This window comes from Enterobacter sp. Acro-832, from assembly GCF_011752745.1.
GTDB lineage: Bacteria > Pseudomonadota > Gammaproteobacteria > Enterobacterales > Enterobacteriaceae > Enterobacter > Enterobacter quasiroggenkampii.
In genome coordinates, this window is the sequence record NZ_VWWX01000008.1 from 42,411 (window position 1) to 59,624 (window position 17,214).

The window sequence follows — 17,214 nt, forward strand, 5'->3', positions numbered from 1 at the left end:
CGGTAAGCGAAGCGCCACCGGGCAATAGCGCGCACCTTACTTCTTCACCTGCGCCTTAAACTTCTTCATCCACACCAGCAGCTCAAACACGCCGAAAATAAACACGCGCAGCTGCTGCCAGCCCGTCATCTGCGGGCCGTCTTTCGGCAGACCGTTTTTCAGCATCACCATCTGCAGGGCGTGCATGAACGAGGTGAAAATCAGTGCGACGTTAACGAAAATATTCATCGGACGCGGGAACGGGTGCACCAGGTTGAGCAGCAAAAACGCCCAGACGCCCAGCATCAGCAAGCGTCCCAGATTAATCAGTACCGGCATCGGATCCTCCTTGTGCCTTACGGTGATACAGACGATAAGCAACCTGACCTGCCACTTTTTCACGGTGCAGATCCCAGTGGGCGGGAACCGGCGGTAAACCGTTTTCCACTTCGCTTTCCACGTAAATCAATGCGTCATCCGCCAGCCAGCCGTTTTGCTCCAGCAGGGATAACGTCTCTTCCAGCAACCCCTTGCGGAACGGCGGGTCGACAAACACCACGGTGTGCGGCGTGCCCTTTTGCGCGAGGAAGCTCAGCGTGTTGGTGTTCACCACTTTCGCGTTGCTCGCTTTCAGCGTCGCCAGATTTTGCTGCAGCGTCTGCGCCACGCCGCGCTCCATCTCCAGCAGCGTGGCGCAGGCAGCATAGCGCGACAGCGCTTCCAGCCCGAGCGCACCGCTTCCGGCGAAGCAGTCCAGGCAGCGGGCGTCTACCATTGACGGGGCCAGCCAGTTAAACAGCGTCTCGCGCACGCGATCGGTAGTAGGGCGTAAACCGGGGCTGTCCGGCACCGGTAATTTCCGGCCTCGCCACTGACCGCCGATAATACGAATTTGACCGGCCGGGGCGCGGTTGGGTTTCTTCATCTCAGGAAAGCTCTGTTAACAATTGGCCTGCGATTGCGGGCGGTGATGTCAATTAAGTAAAGTGTTAGACTATTTCATCATTTTTTTAGCTTCCATGTATATAGCGCCGCGAGGAGTGTAGTCGCAGATGGCAAAACAAAAAAAACGTGGCTTCTTTTCCTGGCTGGGCTTCGGTGAAAAAGAGCAAGAAACAGAACAGAAAACCGAAGAGCAACATGCCGTTGAAGAGCCGTCGCAGCCTGAAACGCCTGTAGAAACCGCCGCGGTTGTCGACGCGGAAGAGACGGCGCACAGCAAAGAAGAGGTTGAAACCTTTGCTGAAGAGGTGGTTGAGGTCACTGAACAGGTTCAGGAAAGCGAGAAGCCAGAGCCGGTTGTCGTAGAAGCCGCTATCGAAGCACCACAGGCTGCTATCGAACACGAAGAGCTTCCGCTGCCGGAAGAGGTCAAAGACGAAGCGGTGTCTGCCGAAGAGTGGCAGGCCGAAGCGGAAACCGTTGAAATTGTTGAGGCGGTGGAAGAAGAGGCGGCGCTTGAGCCAGAGCTGACCGACGAAGAGCTGGAAGCTCAGGCGCTGGCGGCCGAGGCCGCTGAAGAAGCGGTCATCGTGGTGCCGGTGGAAGTAGAGCCGGAAGAAGAGACCGTTCAGGAGCAGGAAAAACCGACCAAAGAAGGTTTCTTCGCGCGCCTGAAGCGCAGCCTGCTTAAAACCAAAGAAAACTTAGGTTCCGGATTTATCAGTCTGTTCCGCGGCAAGAAGATCGACGACGATCTGTTTGAAGAGCTGGAAGAGCAACTGCTGATTGCGGACGTGGGTGTCGAAACCACCCGTAAGATCATCACTAATCTGACCGAAGGGGCGAGCCGCAAACAGCTGCGTGACGCCGAAGCGCTGTACGGCCTGCTGAAAGACGAGATGGGTGAAATTCTCGCAAAAGTTGACGAACCGCTTAATATTGAAGGCAAAACGCCATTTGTTATTCTGATGGTCGGCGTGAACGGCGTGGGTAAAACCACCACTATCGGCAAGCTGGCGCGTCAGTTCGAGCAGCAGGGTAAATCGGTGATGCTGGCGGCGGGCGACACCTTCCGTGCGGCGGCGGTTGAGCAGCTGCAGGTGTGGGGCCAGCGCAATAACATCCCGGTGATTGCTCAGCATACCGGCGCGGATTCCGCTTCCGTGATCTTCGACGCCATCCAGGCAGCGAAGGCGCGCAACGTGGACGTGCTGATTGCCGATACCGCAGGGCGTTTGCAGAATAAATCGCACCTGATGGAAGAGCTGAAGAAAATCGTTCGCGTCATGAAGAAGCTGGACGAAGACGCACCGCATGAAATTATGCTGACCATTGATGCCAGCACCGGACAGAACGCCATCAGCCAGGCAAAACTGTTCCATGAAGCGGTAGGACTGACGGGGATCACGCTGACCAAACTGGACGGCACCGCGAAAGGCGGGGTGATCTTCTCCGTGGCCGACCAGTTCGGCATTCCTATCCGTTACATCGGTGTGGGCGAGCGTATTGAGGATTTACGTCCGTTTAAGGCGGACGACTTTATTGAGGCATTATTTGCCCGAGAGGACTAACAATGATTCGCTTTGAACACGTCAGCAAGGCCTATCTCGGTGGGAGACAAGCGCTGCAGGGGGTCACATTCCACCTGCAGCCGGGCGAGATGGCATTCCTGACCGGCCATTCCGGCGCGGGGAAAAGTACCCTGCTCAAGCTTATCTGTGGGATCGAGCGGCCAAGCGCCGGGAAAATCTTTTTTGGCGGCCATGAGATCAGCCGCCTGAAAAACCGCGAAGTGCCGTTCCTGCGTCGTCAGATCGGCATGATTTTCCAGGATCACCACCTGCTGATGGATCGCACCGTTTTCGATAACGTGGCCATTCCGCTGATTATTGCCGGCGCCAGCTATGATGATATCCGCCGTCGCGTTTCCGCGGCGCTGGATAAGGTCGGGCTGCTGGACAAAGCGAAGAACTTCCCGATCCAGCTCTCCGGCGGTGAACAGCAGCGCGTGGGTATCGCCCGTGCGGTGGTGAACAAGCCTGCGGTGTTGCTGGCGGATGAACCGACCGGTAACCTGGACGATGCCCTGTCAGAAGGGATTTTGCGTCTGTTTGAGGAGTTTAACCGCGTGGGGGTTACCGTATTGATGGCGACGCACGACATCGGGCTGATTTCCCGTCGTTCGTACCGCATGCTGACCCTGAGCGACGGTCATTTGCACGGAGGCCACGGTGAATAAGCGTGATGCAATAAACCAGATTCGGCAGTTCGGGAACCGGTTTGACCGTTTCCGTAAGCCGCAGGGCGGGGGTGACGGCAATCGTAATGCGCCGAAGCGCCAGAAGGCCGCGCCAAAGCCAGCCTCCCGTAAAACCAACGTGTTTAACGAGCAGGTGCGCTACGCGTTCCACGGCGCGCTGCAGGACCTGAAAAGCAAACCGCTGGCGACGTTCCTGACGGTGATGGTGATCGCCATCTCCCTCACGCTGCCAAGCGTCTGCTATATGGTCTATAAAAACGTCAACCAGGCGGCGTCGCAGTATTATCCGTCTCCGCAGATCACGGTCTATCTGGATAAAGCGCTCGACGATAACGCGGCGGCGCAGGTGGTTGGGCAAATTCAGGCCGAGCAGGGCGTGGAGAAGGTCAATTATCTCTCACGTGAAGACGCGCTGGGCGAGTTCAGGAACTGGTCTGGCTTTGGCGGCGCGCTGGATATGCTCGAAGAGAATCCGCTGCCCGCCGTGGCGGTGGTGATCCCGAAGCTGGACTTCCAGGGGACCGATTCGCTTAACACCCTGCGCGATCGCATCACGCGCATTAAGGGGATTGATGAAGTGCGCATGGATGACAGCTGGTTTGCGCGTCTCTCTGCTCTGACCGGGCTGGTAGGCCGCGTCGCGGCGATGATTGGCGTGCTGATGGTGGCGGCGGTCTTCCTCGTCATCGGCAACAGCGTTCGCCTGAGCATCTTCGCCCGTCGCGACACCATCAACGTGCAGAAACTGATTGGTGCGACGGATGGCTTCATCCTCCGACCGTTCCTTTACGGTGGCGCACTGCTCGGTTTTTCCGGCGCATTTCTTTCACTGATATTGTCAGAAATTTTGGTGATGCGGCTTTCCTCTGCCGTGACTGAAGTGGCGCAGGTTTTCGGAACCAAGTTTGATATCAGTGGCTTAGGGTTCGATGAGTGCCTGTTGTTGCTGCTGGTGTGTTCGATGATTGGGTGGGTGGCCGCGTGGCTGGCAACCGTTCAACATTTACGTCACTTTACTCCCGACTAATAAAAGCGTGATATAATCTTTCCCTGCACCGAGATGTTCGCTCTGCAGGGAAAGCGTCCCTGTTGTCTCTTCCCCTGTTATCATCTCCATGTCACATTTTGTGCGTAATTTATTCACCGTTGCACCTGGAACTTGTGGATAAAATCACTGTCTGATAAAAGAGTGAATGCTAATCTCGTTGCTCAAACGCTTTGGCATGGTTGTTGCCTGACGGGGACAACCTGGACCAGAAGAAACACTGAGAGGAATGAATGACCAAAGAAATGCAAACTTTAGCTTTAGCCCCTGTTGGTAACCTGGAATCTTACATCCGGGCTGCGAACACCTGGCCGATGTTAACGGCCGAGGAAGAAAAGGAGCTTGCTGAAAAGCTGCATTACCAGGGCGATCTGGAAGCAGCGAAAAAGCTGATCCTGTCTCACCTGCGCTTTGTTGTTCACATTGCTCGTAATTATGCGGGCTATGGCCTGCCGCAGGCGGACTTGATTCAGGAAGGTAACATCGGCCTGATGAAGGCTGTGCGTCGCTTTAACCCGGAAGTGGGTGTGCGACTCGTCTCCTTCGCCGTACACTGGATCAAAGCAGAAATTCATGAATACGTGCTGCGCAACTGGCGTATCGTGAAAGTCGCCACGACAAAAGCGCAACGCAAACTGTTCTTCAACCTGCGTAAAACCAAGCAGCGTCTGGGCTGGTTCAATCAGGATGAAGTGGAAATGGTGGCGCGCGAGCTGGGCGTATCCAGTAAAGACGTGCGTGAGATGGAATCCCGTATGGCCGCGCAGGACATGACCTTTGATATGTCCTCCGATGACGACGCATCCGACAGCCAGCCAATGGCACCGGTTCTGTATCTGCAGGATAAAACCTCTAACTTTGCTGACGGCATCGAAGAGGACAACTGGGAAGATCAGGCCGCGAACAAGCTGAGCTATGCGATGGAAGGCCTCGACGAACGTAGCCAGGATATTATCCGCGCCCGCTGGCTGGACGAAGACAACAAGTCCACGCTGCAGGAGCTGGCCGACCGCTACGGCGTCTCTGCGGAACGTGTCCGTCAGCTTGAAAAGAACGCCATGAAAAAACTTCGCGCTGCTATCGAAGCGTAATTTCCGCGAAGTACACCGAGAACCCCTGGATGAGAGTCTGGGGGTTTTGTTTTTTTAGCGCCCGCTCTGGCGAATTCCCTCCCCCTGGCAAACACTTACTGATGCGCTAAGCAGGCGACTTTCTCAGGGGGACAGGGTGAAAAACAACGAACTGAACGACCGGCGTTTACAGGCGACGCCGCGTGGCATCGGCGTGATGTGTAACTTCTATGCCGATAAAGCAGAAAACGCCACGGTGTGGGACGTCGAGGGCAATGAGTACATCGACTTCGCCGCCGGTATCGCGGTGCTGAATACCGGCCATCGCCATCCCAAAGTCATTTCCGCCATCGAAAAACAACTCCACGCCTTTACCCACACGGCGTACCAGATCGTGCCGTACGAAGGCTACGTGGCGCTTGCCGAGCGCATCAACGCACGCGTGCCCATTGACGGCCCGGCGAAAACGGCGTTCTTCTCGACGGGCGCAGAAGCGGTGGAAAACGCCGTAAAAATTGCCCGCGCCTTTACCAGACGTCCTGGCCTTATCACCTTCGGCGGCGCGTTCCACGGCCGCACCTTTATGACCATGGCGCTGACCGGCAAGGTTGCGCCGTACAAGCTCGGCTTTGGGCCCTTCCCCGGCTCGGTGTATCACGCGCAGTATCCGAATGAACTGCACGGCGTCAGCACCGGTGAGGCGTTGAAAAGCCTGGAACGTATCTTTAAAGCGGATATTGCTCCTGACCAGGTCGCGGCGATCATTCTCGAACCGGTTCAGGGGGAGGGCGGTTTCAACATCGCTCCTGCTGATTTTATGCAGGCGCTGCGCGCCCTGTGCGATACCCACGGCATTTTGCTGATTGCCGACGAGGTGCAAAGCGGCTTCGCCCGCACCGGCAAGCTGTTCTCGATGGAACACCACTGCGTGAAGCCGGATCTGATCACCATGGCGAAAAGCCTGGCGGGCGGGATGCCGCTCTCGGCGGTGTCGGGACGTGCTGAGGTGATGGATGCGCCCGCGCCGGGCGGGTTGGGTGGCACCTACGCAGGTAACCCGCTGGCGATTGCGGCGGCGCATGCCGTGCTGGACGTGATTGACGAAGAGGATCTCTGCACGCGATCGGCGCATCTTGGCCATCACCTGGTGGAAGTGCTGAACAAAGCGAAGGAACACTGCCCGTATATCGCGGATATTCGCGCCCAGGGCTCGATGGTAGCGGTTGAGTTTAACGACCCGCAAACGGGCCATCCTTCGCCGGAATTTACCCGCCAGGTGCAGGAGCGGGCGTTGCAGGAAGGGCTGCTTCTTCTGAGCTGCGGCGTCTACGGCAACGTCATTCGTTTCCTGTATCCGCTGACGATTCCCGAAGTGCAGTTCCGTAAAGCGCTGGACATTATCTCCGCCTCGCTGACACGTTAAAGCCATATGCCCGGCGAAAATCCCTGCCGGGCCTATCATATATTCATTTCAAATTAGCTATTCCAAAATCATAAAAATCGGGTATGTTTTAGCAGAGTATGCTGAAAAAGCGCGAACAGCACACCTATAACTGACATAAAGCGCTGCACAACAACATCACAACAATCGTAATAACCATAATAATGGGGAATCTCAGGATGAACATGAAGGGTAAAGCGTTACTGGCAGGATGTATCGCGTTGGCATTCAGCACCATGGCGCAGGCAGACATTAAAGTGGCAGTGGTTGGCGCCATGTCCGGACCGGTAGCGCAGTACGGCGACCAGGAGTTTACTGGCGCAGAACAGGCGGTTGCAGACATTAATGCCAAAGGCGGTATTAAGGGCGAAAAACTGCAGATCGTAAAATATGATGATGCCTGTGACCCGAAACAAGCGGTCGCGGTCGCGAACAAAGTGGTGAACGACGGGATCAAATACGTTATCGGTCACCTGTGCTCTTCTTCTACTCAGCCCGCGTCTGACATCTACGAAGACGAAGGTATCCTGATGATCACCCCGGCTGCGACCGCACCGGAGCTGACCGCACGCGGTTACAAGCTGACCCTGCGTACCACCGGGCTGGACTCTGACCAGGGCCCAACCGCGGCGAAATACATCGTTGAAAAAGTGAAGCCGAAGCGCATTGCCATCGTTCATGACAAGCAGCAGTACGGTGAAGGTCTGGCGCGTTCAGTGCAGGACAACCTCAAGAAAGCCAATGCCGACGTGGTGTTCTTCGACGGGATCACCGCCGGTGAGAAAGACTTCTCCACCCTGGTGGCGCGTCTGAAGAAAGAGAATATCGACTTCGTATACTACGGCGGCTACCACCCGGAAATGGGTCAGATCCTGCGCCAGGCGCGCGCGGCGGGTCTGAAAACCCAGTTCATGGGCCCGGAAGGGGTGGCGAACGTTTCTCTGTCGAACATCGCAGGTGAATCCGCTGAAGGCCTGCTGGTGACCAAACCGAAGAACTACGACCAGGTCCCTGCGAACAAACCTATCGTAGATGCCATCAAGGCGAAGAAACAGGATCCAAGCGGCGCGTTCGTCTGGACCACCTATGCGGCGCTGCAGTCTCTGCAGGCGGGCCTGAACCAGTCAGCCGATCCGGCTGAGATTGCCACCTGGCTGAAAGCGAACACGGTTGAGACCGTCATGGGGCCTCTTTCCTGGGACGCGAAGGGCGACCTGAAGGGCTTCGAGTTCGGCGTGTTTGACTGGCATGCTAACGGCACGGCGACCGACGCAAAATAAACGCAAATGGCAACCGTAAGGTTGCCATTTTAGTGTTTGCACCCTCTCCCCGTGGGAGAGGGCCGGGGTTAGGGCATCAGACCGCACAACACCTCGTAGGCCGGGTAAGGCGCAGCCGCCACCCGGCTTTCTTTTAGCGCTTATCCCACCCGCTCTCCTGCGCCGTAAAGCCTAACGCCTGCATAAACGCCGCCATCACGTCGCGGTCTTCCACGCCCACGTCGGCCATCCACCAGGAGGTCACGCTCGGGTTTTCGCGGATCACTTCTTCAATTAAATACTGTCCCACGCCGCGACGACGGGTGACGTCACGCACGCGCAGCGAGTCCAGCGCCCCTTCTGTACCGCTCAGGGTGACGCGAACCGCTGCCAGCAGGCGCTCGTTAAAACGCGCGGCATAAATGCGGTGGGTCTCATCCACGCGTAGCGACGAAGGGGAATATTCCGGCCAGATCTTGCCCAGGTCGATATGATCCTGGTCGCTAAAGGTCACCAGACGCACGATAGTCAGTTTCATTAGCTACTTGTCCAAATCAAATTGAGTAGAGGCAGTGTACTCAATTTATTCACTCAGGGGCTTCCTCTTTTTATTCTCATTCGCCAGGTGATTAGTTTTTTGGCAACGCGTTGGGCAGTTTGAAAACACATGGATCGAAAAATACGCAGAATTTTAACCTGATGGGTAGTGATTTATTCGGCGCTTTGTGCCGTTATTTTATGCTGCAAACTGCACTTTTAGTTGTTTATCTCTGCCTGATTTCAGAATATTATCTTTGCTTAATCGCCTGAAAAATAGAGATTTTAGTCTGGTTTTTGACAAAAACCTGCGCTAAACCATTAAAGGCACTGGTAAAAATAGCGTTGTTCATTAAAAGTACAGAATGCTTTTTAACCATAATAAAACAAAATATAAACACGACATCACGAATGGGGATTCAGAGATGAAAAGGAACGCGAAGACGTTAATCGCGGGGATGGTCGCACTGTCGATCTCGCATGCCGCCATGGCGGAGGACATTAAAGTTGCGGTAGTGGGTGCGATGTCCGGCCCTGTTGCCCAGTGGGGTGACATGGAATTCAACGGTGCGCGCCAGGCCATCAAAGACATCAACGCTAAGGGCGGCATCAAAGGCGACAAGCTGGTGGGCGTAGAATATGACGACGCCTGCGATCCGAAACAGGCCGTCGCGGTCGCTAACAAAATCGTCAACGATGGCATCCAGTATGTGATCGGCCACCTGTGCTCGTCGTCCACCCAGCCCGCGTCTGATATCTACGAAGACGAAGGCATTCTGATGATCACCCCCGGTGCGACCAACCCGGAACTGACCCAGCGCGGCTATCAGCACATTATGCGTACCGCGGGGCTGGACTCCTCTCAGGGGCCAACCGCCGCCAAATACATCCTTGAAACCGTCAAGCCGCAGCGTATCGCCATTATTCATGACAAGCAGCAGTACGGTGAAGGCCTGGCGCGCTCCGTTCAGGACGGCCTGAAAAAAGGCGGCGCAAACATCGTCTTCTTCGACGGGATTACCGCTGGTGAGAAAGACTTCTCCGCGCTGATCGCTCGTCTGCAAAAAGAGAATATCGACTTTGTTTACTACGGCGGCTACTACCCGGAGATGGGGCAGATGCTGCGTCAGGCGCGCGCCACCGGTCTGAAGACCCAGTTTATGGGGCCAGAGGGGGTGGGCAATGCCTCCCTGTCCAACATCGCCGGGGATTCTGCCGAAGGCATGCTGGTGACGATGCCAAAACGCTATGACCAGGATCCGGCCAACAAGGCTATCGTGGACGCGCTCAAGGCGCAGAAGAAAGATCCGAGTGGTCCGTACGTCTGGATCACCTACGCCGCCGTGCAGTCTCTGGCCACCGCGCTGGATCGTACCGGCAGCAAAGAACCGCTGGATCTGGTGAAAGATTTAAAAGCACACGGGGCGAACACCGTGATTGGGCCGCTGAACTGGGATGAGAAAGGCGATCTGAAGGGATTTGAGTTTGGTGTCTTTAAGTGGCACGCCGACGGGTCATCCTCGGCCGCCAAATAATTATCCCACCGCCCGGACTGACGGGCGGGTATAAAAAGGTTTGCATATGTCCGAGCAGTTTCTCTATTTCCTGCAGCAGATGTTTAACGGCGTCACGCTGGGAAGCACCTACGCGCTGATCGCCATCGGCTATACGATGGTTTACGGCATTATCGGCATGATTAACTTCGCCCACGGCGAGGTTTACATGATCGGTAGCTATGTCTCCTTTATGATTATCGCCGCCCTGATGATGATGGGCATCGACAGTAGCTGGCTGCTGGTCGCCGCCGGGTTTGTCGGCGCGATTGTGATTGCCAGCGCCTACGGCTGGAGCATCGAGCGCGTGGCCTACCGGCCGGTGCGCAGCTCCAAACGCCTGATTGCGCTGATTTCCGCCATCGGGATGTCGATCTTCCTGCAAAACTACGTCAGCCTGACCGAAGGCTCGCGCGACGTGGCGCTGCCAAGCCTCTTTAACGGCCAGTGGATTGTGGGAGCCAGCGAAAACTTCGCGGCCTCTATCACCACCATGCAGCTGGTTATCTGGGTCGTGACCTTTATTGCAATGCTTGCCCTGACGCTGTTCATCCGCTACTCGCGGATGGGACGCGCCTGCCGCGCCTGCGCTGAAGACCTGAAGATGGCGAGCCTGCTCGGCATCAACACCGACCGCGTGATTGCCCTGACCTTCGTGATTGGTGCCGCGATGGCGGCCGTCGCAGGTGTCCTGCTCGGCCAGTTCTACGGCGTGATCAACCCGTACATCGGCTTTATGGCCGGGATGAAAGCCTTCACCGCGGCGGTGCTGGGCGGTATCGGCAGTATTCCGGGCGCGATGATTGGCGGCCTGATCCTGGGCGTGGCGGAAGCGCTCTCCTCGGCGTATCTGAGCACGGAATATAAAGATGTGGTGTCGTTTGCCCTGCTGATTCTGGTTCTGCTGGTCATGCCTACCGGCATTCTGGGCCGTCCGGAGGTAGAGAAAGTATGAAACCGATGCATTTTGCAATGGCGTTGCTCTCTGCCGCCATGTTCTTCGTGCTGGCAGGCGTCTTTATGGGCGTCCAGTTAGGTCTGGACGGCACGAAGCTGGTGGTGGATACCGCCCCCGACATCCGCTGGCAGTGGGTATTTATCGGCACTGCCGTCGTGTTCCTGTTCCAGCTGCTGCGTCCGCTGTTCCAGAAGTCGCTGAAAAACGTCTCCGGGCCGAAATTCGTTCTGCCGGCCATCGACGGGTCTACCGTTAAGCAGAAGCTGTTCCTCGTGGCGCTGCTGGTGGCTGCCGTGGCGTGGCCGTTTGTGGTCTCTCGTGGCACCGTGGATATCGCTACCCTGACCATGATCTACGTGATCCTCGGTCTCGGTCTGAACGTGGTGGTGGGGCTTTCTGGCCTGCTGGTACTGGGCTACGGCGGCTTCTACGCCATCGGCGCCTACACCTTCGCGCTGCTGAACCACTATTACGGGCTCGGCTTCTGGACCTGCCTGCCGCTGGCGGGGCTGGTCTCAGCCGCGGCAGGCTTCCTGCTCGGTTTCCCGGTACTGCGCCTGCGCGGTGACTACCTGGCGATTGTGACCTTAGGCTTTGGTGAAATCGTCCGTATCCTGCTGCTGAACAACACCGAAGTGACCGGCGGCCCGAACGGCATCAGCCAGATCCCGAAACCAACCTTCTTCGGCCTGGAGTTCAGCCGCACCGCCCGCGAAGGCGGCTGGGACACCTTCAGTAACTTCTTCGGCGTGAAGTATGACCCGTCCGACCGCGTCATCTGGCTCTATCTGGTGGCGTTGCTGCTGGTAGTGATCACCCTGTTCGTGATTAACCGCCTGCTGCGCATGCCGCTGGGCCGCGCGTGGGAAGCGCTGCGCGAAGATGAGATTGCCTGCCGTTCCCTGGGCCTGAACCCGACCCGCATCAAGCTGACCGCGTTCACCATCAGCGCCGCGTTTGCCGGTTTCGCCGGGACGCTGTTTGCCGCGCGTCAGGGCTTCGTCAGCCCGGAATCGTTCACCTTTGCCGAATCCGCTTTTGTGCTGGCGATTGTGGTGCTCGGCGGGATGGGCTCGCAGTTTGCCGTTATCCTCGCGGCCATCCTGCTGGTGGTCTCGCGCGAGCTGATGCGCGACTTTAACGAATACAGCATGTTAATGCTGGGTGGTTTGATGGTGCTGATGATGATCTGGCGTCCGCAGGGCTTGCTGCCGATGACCCGTCCACAGCTGAAGCTGAAGAACGGGCAAGCGAAAGGAGAGCAGGCATGAGTCAGCCATTATTATCCGTTAACGGTCTGATGATGCGTTTTGGCGGCCTGCTGGCGGTCAACAATGTGTCACTGGATCTGCACAAGAAAGAGATTGTCTCCCTGATTGGCCCGAACGGCGCGGGGAAAACCACGGTCTTTAACTGCCTGACCGGCTTCTACAAGCCGACGGGCGGCACCATCATGCTGCGCGACAAGCATCTTGAAGGGCTGCCGGGCCAGCAGATTGCCCGCATGGGCGTGGTGCGTACCTTCCAGCACGTGCGTCTGTTCCGCGAGATGACGGTGATTGAGAACCTGCTGGTCGCGCAGCATCAGCAGCTGAAAACCGGGCTGTTCTCCGGCCTGCTGAAAACCCCGGCCTTCCGCCGCGCGCAGGATGAAGCGCTCGATCGCGCCGCCACCTGGCTCGACCGCATTGGCCTGCTGCAGCACGCCAACCGTCAGGCGAGCAACCTGGCCTACGGCGACCAGCGTCGTCTGGAGATTGTGCGCTGCATGGTGACCCAGCCGGAGATCCTGATGCTCGACGAACCGGCGGCGGGCCTCAACCCGAAAGAGACCAAAGAGCTGGACGAGCTGATTGCCGAGCTGCGCGATCACCACGACACCACCATTCTGCTGATTGAGCACGACATGAAGCTGGTAATGGGTATTTCCGACCGTATCTACGTGGTTAACCAGGGTACGCCGCTGGCAAACGGCACGCCGGAAGAGATCCGCAACAACCCGGACGTGATCCGCGCATACCTGGGTGAGGCATAAGATGGAAAAAGCGATGTTAACGTTCGACAAGGTCAACGCGCACTACGGCAAGATCCAGGCGCTGCACGACGTCAGCCTGCACATCAATCAGGGTGAAATCGTTACCCTGATTGGCGCCAACGGTGCGGGCAAAACCACGCTGCTCGGCACCCTGTGCGGCGACCCGCGCGCCACCAGCGGGCGGATTGTGTTCGATGGTAAGGACATTACCGACTGGCAGACGGCCAGAATCATGCGTGAGGCGGTGGCGATTGTCCCGGAAGGGCGTCGCGTCTTCTCGCGTATGACGGTGGAAGAGAACCTGGCGATGGGCGGTTTCTTCGCCCATCGCGATGAATACCAGACCCGCATCAAGTGGGTGTACGAACTCTTCCCGCGCCTGTGGGAGCGTCGCATTCAGCGTGCGGGCACCATGTCCGGCGGTGAACAGCAGATGCTGGCAATTGGCCGCGCGCTGATGAGCCAGCCGCGTCTCCTGCTGCTGGACGAGCCGTCGCTCGGTCTTGCGCCGATCATCATCCAGCAGATATTCGACACCATCGAGCAGCTGCGTAAAGAGGGGATGACCATCTTCCTCGTTGAGCAGAACGCCAACCAGGCGCTGAAGCTGGCTGACCGTGGCTACGTGCTGGAGAACGGCCGCGTGGTGCTTGAAGACACCGGCGATGCGCTGCTGGCGAACGAAGCGGTGCGGAGCGCTTACCTGGGCGGCTGAGCCGTCTGTATCGCCCGGTGGCGCTTACGCTTACCGGGCCTACGGTATCAAGTAGGCCGGGTAAGGCGAAGCCGCCACCCGGCTTTTTCACATAAACCCCCTTCACACAACCATCATCCCCCTGACCCTTTACTGTCACTTATCTGTAAACAAACAGTTATTTTTCTGTCATTCGAGCATGTCATGTTACCTCGCGAGCATAAAACGCGTGATATCGCGCATCCGGCACAATAAGAGAGATGACAATGACATCGTTACGACACACAGCTTTGGGTCTGGCACTGGGTCTGGCTTTTGCGACGAACGCAATGGCTGTGACGACCATTCCGTTCTGGCATTCCATGGAAGGGGAGTTGGGTAAAGAAGTTGACTCCCTGGCGCAGCGTTTCAACGACACCCATCCGGATTACAAAATTGTGCCGGTGTACAAAGGTAACTACGAGCAGAGCCTGAGCGCGGGCATCGCCGCCTTCCGTACCGGTAACGCGCCTGCACTGTTACAGGTTTATGAAGTGGGCACCGCCACCATGATGGCCTCCAAAGCTATCAAGCCGGTGTATGAAGTGTTCAAAGAGGCGGGTATCAACTTCGATGAATCCCAGTTTGTGCCGACCGTAGCGGGTTACTACACCGATTCCAAAACCGGACATCTGCTGTCTCAGCCGTTTAACAGCTCCACGCCGGTGCTGTACTACAACAAAGACGCCTTCAGGAAAGCCGGTTTAGACCCGGAGCAGCCGCCAAAAACCTGGCAGGACCTGGCCGAATACACCGCGAAGCTGAAAGCGGCGGGGATGAAGTGCGGCTACGCCAGCGGCTGGCAGGGCTGGATCCAGATTGAAAACTTCAGCGCCTGGCACGGCCTGCCGGTGGCGACCAAAAACAACGGCTTCGACGGCACCGATGCGGTACTGGAGTTCAACAAGCCGGAGCAGGTGAAGCACATTGCGCTGCTGGAAGAACTCAACAAGAAGGGCGACTTCAGCTACTTCGGGCGTAAAGACGAATCCACCGAGAAGTTCTACAACGGCGACTGCGCCATTACCACCGCCTCGTCCGGCTCTCTGGCGGATATCCGTCACTACGCCAAATTCAACTACGGCGTGGGCATGATGCCGTACGACGCTGACGTGAAGGGCGCGCCACAGAACGCCATCATCGGCGGGGCGAGCCTGTGGGTGATGCAGGGTAAAGACAAGGGCACCTATAAAGGCGTGGCCGAATTCCTCGACTTCCTGGCGAAGCCGGAAAACGCTGCCGAATGGCACCAGAAGACCGGCTACCTGCCGATCACCAAAGCCGCGTATGACCTGACCCGCGAGCAGGGCTTCTACAGCAAGAACCCGGGCGCGGACATCGCGACGCGTCAGATGCTGAACAAGCCGCCGTTGCCGTTCACCAAAGGCCTGCGCCTGGGCAACATGCCGCAGATCCGCACCATCGTGGATGAAGAGCTGGAAAGCGTGTGGACCGGGAAGAAAACGCCACAGCAGGCGCTGGATTCCGCAGTAGAGCGCGGGAATCAGCTGCTGCGCCGCTTTGAGCAGTCGACGAAATCGTAATTCAAACCTGCCCCTCACCCCGGCCCTCTCCCCAAAGGGGCGAGGGAGAAAAGACGGCTCCGTGCAGTCCCCTCTCCCCTCTGGGGAGAGGGTTAGGGTGAGGGGTGAATACCTACAGAGCTAACCTATGTCATCATCCCGTCCGGTGTTCCGTTCCCGCTGGCTGCCGTACCTGTTGGTCGCGCCTCAGCTGGTCATCACCGTTATCTTCTTTATCTGGCCTGCGGGCGAAGCGCTGTGGTACTCGATACAAAGCGTCGATCCGTTTGGGCTTTCCAGCCAGTTTGTCGGGCTGGACAACTTTACCGCGCTGTTCCATGACAGCTACTACCTGGACGCCTTCTGGACGACGATGAAGTTCAGCGCGCTGGTCACCGTCAGCGGCCTTGTCGCCTCGCTGTTTTTCGCCGCGCTGGTGGACTACGTGGTGCGCGGCAGTCGTATTTATCAGACCCTGATGCTGCTGCCGTACGCCGTGGCACCCGCCGTCGCTGCCGTACTGTGGATTTTCCTGTTTAACCCCGGTCGCGGGCTGATTACCCATTTTCTGGCAGAGTTCGGCTACGACTGGAACCACGCCCAGAACAGCGGCCAGGCCATGTTCCTGGTGGTGTTTGCCTCGGTGTGGAAGCAGATCAGCTATAACTTCCTGTTCTTCTTCGCTGCGCTGCAGTCCATCCCGCGTTCGCTGGTGGAAGCCGCCGCGATTGACGGCGCTGGGCCAATTCGTCGCTTCTTCAGGCTGTCGCTGCCGCTGATCGCCCCGGTGAGCTTCTTCCTGCTGGTGGTTAACCTCGTGTACGCCTTCTTCGACACCTTCCCGGTGATCGATGCGGCCACCGCAGGCGGTCCGGTGCAGGCGACCACGACGCTTATCTACAAGATCTACCGCGAAGGTTTCGCCGGGCTGGATCTCTCCGCCTCCGCCGCGCAGTCGGTGGTGCTGATGTTCCTCGTCATCATCCTCACGGTGGTGCAGTTCCGTTATGTCGAAAGTAAGGTGCGCTACCAATGATTGAGAACCGTCGCGGGCTGACGATTTTCAGCCATACCATGCTGATTCTGGGGATTATCGTCATCCTGTTTCCGCTGTACGTGGCCTTTGTCGCCGCCACGCTGGACACCAAAGCGGTGTTCGATACGCCGATGACGCTCATCCCAGGCTCGCATCTTTTCGAGAACATGAAAACCATCTGGACCCAGGGCGTGGGCGCCAACAGCGCGCCGTTCTGGCTGATGATGCTCAACAGCTTCATCATGGCGTTCGGCATTACGGTCGGTAAAATTACGGTGTCGATGCTCTCGGCCTTCGCCATCGTCTGGTTTCGTTTTCCGCTGCGCAACCTGTTTTTCTGGATGATTTTTATCACCCTGATGTTGCCGGTGGAGGTGCGTATCTTCCCGACGGTGGAAGTGATCGCCAACCTCAAGATGCTCGACAGCTACGCGGGCTTGACCCTGCCGCTGATGGCCTCAGCGACCGCCACCTTCCTGTTCCGCCAGTTCTTTATGACCCTGCCGGATGAGCTCATTGAAGCGGCGCGCATTGATGGCGCATCGCCGATGCGCTTCTTCCGCGACATCGTGCTGCCGCTGTCGAAAACCAACCTTGCGGCGCTGTTTGTGATCACCTTTATCTACGGCTGGAACCAGTACCTGTGGCCGCTGCTGATTATTCAGGACATCAATCTCGGCACCGCCGTGGCGGGCATCAAAGGCATGATTGCCACCGGCGAAGGCACCACTCTCTGGAACCAGGTGATGGCGGCGATGCTGCTGACCCTTATCCCACCCGTAGTCATTGTTTTAGCCATGCAGCGCGCGTTTGTCCGCGGCCTGGTCGATAGCGAGAAATAAG

The 17,214-nt window shown here is 57.4% G+C and carries 17 protein-coding genes; 14 read left to right on the forward strand and 3 right to left on the reverse strand.

The window, feature by feature from the left end; translation table 11 throughout:
• Positions 1-36 precede the first annotated feature (36 nt).
• Both F3J31_RS20585 and rsmD read right to left on the reverse strand, forming a co-directional pair.
• A complete protein-coding gene (locus F3J31_RS20585) occupies positions 37-318 on the reverse strand; it encodes a DUF1145 family protein (protein ID WP_008500088.1) in 282 nt (93 codons plus the stop codon).
• Complete coding sequence (gene rsmD / locus F3J31_RS20590; RefSeq protein ID WP_167215038.1) at positions 302-904, reverse strand: 16S rRNA (guanine(966)-N(2))-methyltransferase; 603 nt, start codon at positions 902-904, stop codon at positions 302-304. The genes F3J31_RS20585 and rsmD overlap by 17 nt, the downstream gene beginning before the upstream one ends.
• Positions 905-1,031: 127 nt before the next feature.
• Here rsmD and ftsY point away from each other — a divergent pair, with 127 nt between their 5' ends.
• The 6 genes from ftsY to livJ all read left to right on the forward strand — a co-directional run bounded on the left by ftsY (position 1,032) and on the right by livJ (position 8,017).
• Positions 1,032-2,492: a signal recognition particle-docking protein FtsY gene (gene ftsY / locus F3J31_RS20595; RefSeq protein WP_167215041.1), complete on the forward strand. Its 1,461-nt coding sequence runs from the start codon at positions 1,032-1,034 to the stop codon at positions 2,490-2,492.
• A gap of 2 nt (positions 2,493-2,494) precedes the next feature.
• Positions 2,495-3,160 (forward strand): cell division ATP-binding protein FtsE, encoded by a 666-nt coding sequence (ftsE, locus tag F3J31_RS20600; RefSeq protein ID WP_025758973.1) that lies wholly within the window; start codon positions 2,495-2,497, stop codon positions 3,158-3,160.
• Positions 3,153-4,208 (forward strand): permease-like cell division protein FtsX, encoded by a 1,056-nt coding sequence (ftsX, locus tag F3J31_RS20605; RefSeq protein WP_045909157.1) that lies wholly within the window; start codon positions 3,153-3,155, stop codon positions 4,206-4,208. Before ftsE ends, ftsX begins: the two co-directional genes overlap by 8 nt.
• 251 nt (positions 4,209-4,459) lie before the next feature.
• Positions 4,460-5,317 (forward strand): RNA polymerase sigma factor RpoH, encoded by an 858-nt coding sequence (rpoH, locus tag F3J31_RS20610; protein WP_008500093.1) that lies wholly within the window; start codon positions 4,460-4,462, stop codon positions 5,315-5,317.
• Positions 5,318-5,453: 136 nt separating this feature from the next.
• Positions 5,454-6,719: a 4-aminobutyrate--2-oxoglutarate transaminase gene (locus F3J31_RS20615; RefSeq protein ID WP_167215044.1), complete on the forward strand. Its 1,266-nt coding sequence runs from the start codon at positions 5,454-5,456 to the stop codon at positions 6,717-6,719.
• 197 nt (positions 6,720-6,916) lie between these two features.
• Positions 6,917-8,017: a branched chain amino acid ABC transporter substrate-binding protein LivJ gene (gene livJ / locus F3J31_RS20620; RefSeq protein ID WP_072163886.1), complete on the forward strand. Its 1,101-nt coding sequence runs from the start codon at positions 6,917-6,919 to the stop codon at positions 8,015-8,017.
• Between the two features lie 133 nt (positions 8,018-8,150).
• On the opposite strand, the gene panM is transcribed toward livJ, so the two are convergent.
• Entirely contained in the window at positions 8,151-8,534 is a 384-nt protein-coding gene (panM, locus tag F3J31_RS20625) for an aspartate 1-decarboxylase autocleavage activator PanM (RefSeq protein WP_167215047.1), read from the reverse strand.
• Positions 8,535-8,958: 424 nt separating this feature from the next.
• On the opposite strand from panM, the gene livK reads away from it, so the two are divergent.
• The 8 genes from livK (at position 8,959) to ugpE (ending at position 17,213) form a co-directional block, all read left to right on the forward strand.
• A complete protein-coding gene (gene livK / locus F3J31_RS20630) occupies positions 8,959-10,068 on the forward strand; it encodes a high-affinity branched-chain amino acid ABC transporter substrate-binding protein LivK (RefSeq protein ID WP_008500098.1) in 1,110 nt (369 codons plus the stop codon).
• Between the two features lie 46 nt (positions 10,069-10,114).
• Positions 10,115-11,041 (forward strand): high-affinity branched-chain amino acid ABC transporter permease LivH, encoded by a 927-nt coding sequence (gene livH, locus F3J31_RS20635; RefSeq protein WP_008500099.1) that lies wholly within the window; start codon positions 10,115-10,117, stop codon positions 11,039-11,041.
• Entirely contained in the window at positions 11,038-12,315 is a 1,278-nt protein-coding gene (gene livM, locus F3J31_RS20640; protein ID WP_045909161.1) for a branched chain amino acid ABC transporter permease LivM, read from the forward strand. The genes livH and livM overlap by 4 nt, the downstream gene beginning before the upstream one ends.
• A complete protein-coding gene (gene livG / locus F3J31_RS20645) occupies positions 12,312-13,079 on the forward strand; it encodes a high-affinity branched-chain amino acid ABC transporter ATP-binding protein LivG (protein WP_024906698.1) in 768 nt (255 codons plus the stop codon). The genes livM and livG overlap by 4 nt, the downstream gene beginning before the upstream one ends.
• A 1-nt stretch (position 13,080) precedes the next feature.
• Positions 13,081-13,794, forward strand: coding sequence for a high-affinity branched-chain amino acid ABC transporter ATP-binding protein LivF (livF, locus tag F3J31_RS20650; protein WP_008500102.1), 714 nt, complete (start codon positions 13,081-13,083; stop codon positions 13,792-13,794).
• Between the two features lie 245 nt (positions 13,795-14,039).
• Positions 14,040-15,356 carry a sn-glycerol-3-phosphate ABC transporter substrate-binding protein UgpB gene (gene ugpB / locus F3J31_RS20655; protein WP_008500103.1) on the forward strand — a complete coding sequence of 439 codons (1,317 nt, stop codon included), beginning with the start codon at positions 14,040-14,042 and terminating at the stop codon, positions 15,354-15,356.
• A gap of 127 nt (positions 15,357-15,483) precedes the next feature.
• Positions 15,484-16,371 (forward strand): sn-glycerol-3-phosphate ABC transporter permease UgpA, encoded by an 888-nt coding sequence (gene ugpA, locus F3J31_RS20660; protein ID WP_167215050.1) that lies wholly within the window; start codon positions 15,484-15,486, stop codon positions 16,369-16,371.
• On the forward strand, positions 16,368-17,213 hold the full coding sequence (ugpE, locus tag F3J31_RS20665; protein ID WP_167215054.1) for a sn-glycerol-3-phosphate ABC transporter permease UgpE: 846 nt from the start codon (positions 16,368-16,370) through the stop codon (positions 17,211-17,213). The genes ugpA and ugpE overlap by 4 nt, the downstream gene beginning before the upstream one ends.
• Position 17,214 lies beyond the last annotated feature (1 nt).

Excerpts from the sequence above, each read along its gene's own strand:
- F3J31_RS20585 (WP_008500088.1), bottom strand. The coding sequence starts at position 318 with ATGCCGGTACTGATTAATCTGGGACGCTTGCTGATGCTGGGCGTCTGG.
- rsmD (WP_167215038.1), bottom strand. The coding sequence starts at position 904 with ATGAAGAAACCCAACCGCGCCCCGGCCGGTCAAATTCGTATTATCGGC.
- livM (WP_045909161.1), top strand. The coding sequence starts at position 11,038 with ATGAAACCGATGCATTTTGCAATGGCGTTGCTCTCTGCCGCCATGTTC.
- livH (WP_008500099.1), top strand. The coding sequence starts at position 10,115 with ATGTCCGAGCAGTTTCTCTATTTCCTGCAGCAGATGTTTAACGGCGTC.
- livJ (WP_072163886.1), top strand. The coding sequence starts at position 6,917 with ATGAACATGAAGGGTAAAGCGTTACTGGCAGGATGTATCGCGTTGGCA.
- livG (WP_024906698.1), top strand. The coding sequence starts at position 12,312 with ATGAGTCAGCCATTATTATCCGTTAACGGTCTGATGATGCGTTTTGGC.
- livK (WP_008500098.1), top strand. The coding sequence starts at position 8,959 with ATGAAAAGGAACGCGAAGACGTTAATCGCGGGGATGGTCGCACTGTCG.
- ftsY (WP_167215041.1), top strand. The coding sequence starts at position 1,032 with ATGGCAAAACAAAAAAAACGTGGCTTCTTTTCCTGGCTGGGCTTCGGT.
- rpoH (WP_008500093.1), top strand. The coding sequence starts at position 4,460 with ATGACCAAAGAAATGCAAACTTTAGCTTTAGCCCCTGTTGGTAACCTG.
- ugpE (WP_167215054.1), top strand. The coding sequence starts at position 16,368 with ATGATTGAGAACCGTCGCGGGCTGACGATTTTCAGCCATACCATGCTG.
- ugpA (WP_167215050.1), top strand. The coding sequence starts at position 15,484 with ATGTCATCATCCCGTCCGGTGTTCCGTTCCCGCTGGCTGCCGTACCTG.
- ugpB (WP_008500103.1), top strand. The coding sequence starts at position 14,040 with ATGACATCGTTACGACACACAGCTTTGGGTCTGGCACTGGGTCTGGCT.
- livF (WP_008500102.1), top strand. The coding sequence starts at position 13,081 with ATGGAAAAAGCGATGTTAACGTTCGACAAGGTCAACGCGCACTACGGC.
- ftsE (WP_025758973.1), top strand. The coding sequence starts at position 2,495 with ATGATTCGCTTTGAACACGTCAGCAAGGCCTATCTCGGTGGGAGACAA.
- panM (WP_167215047.1), bottom strand. The coding sequence starts at position 8,534 with ATGAAACTGACTATCGTGCGTCTGGTGACCTTTAGCGACCAGGATCAT.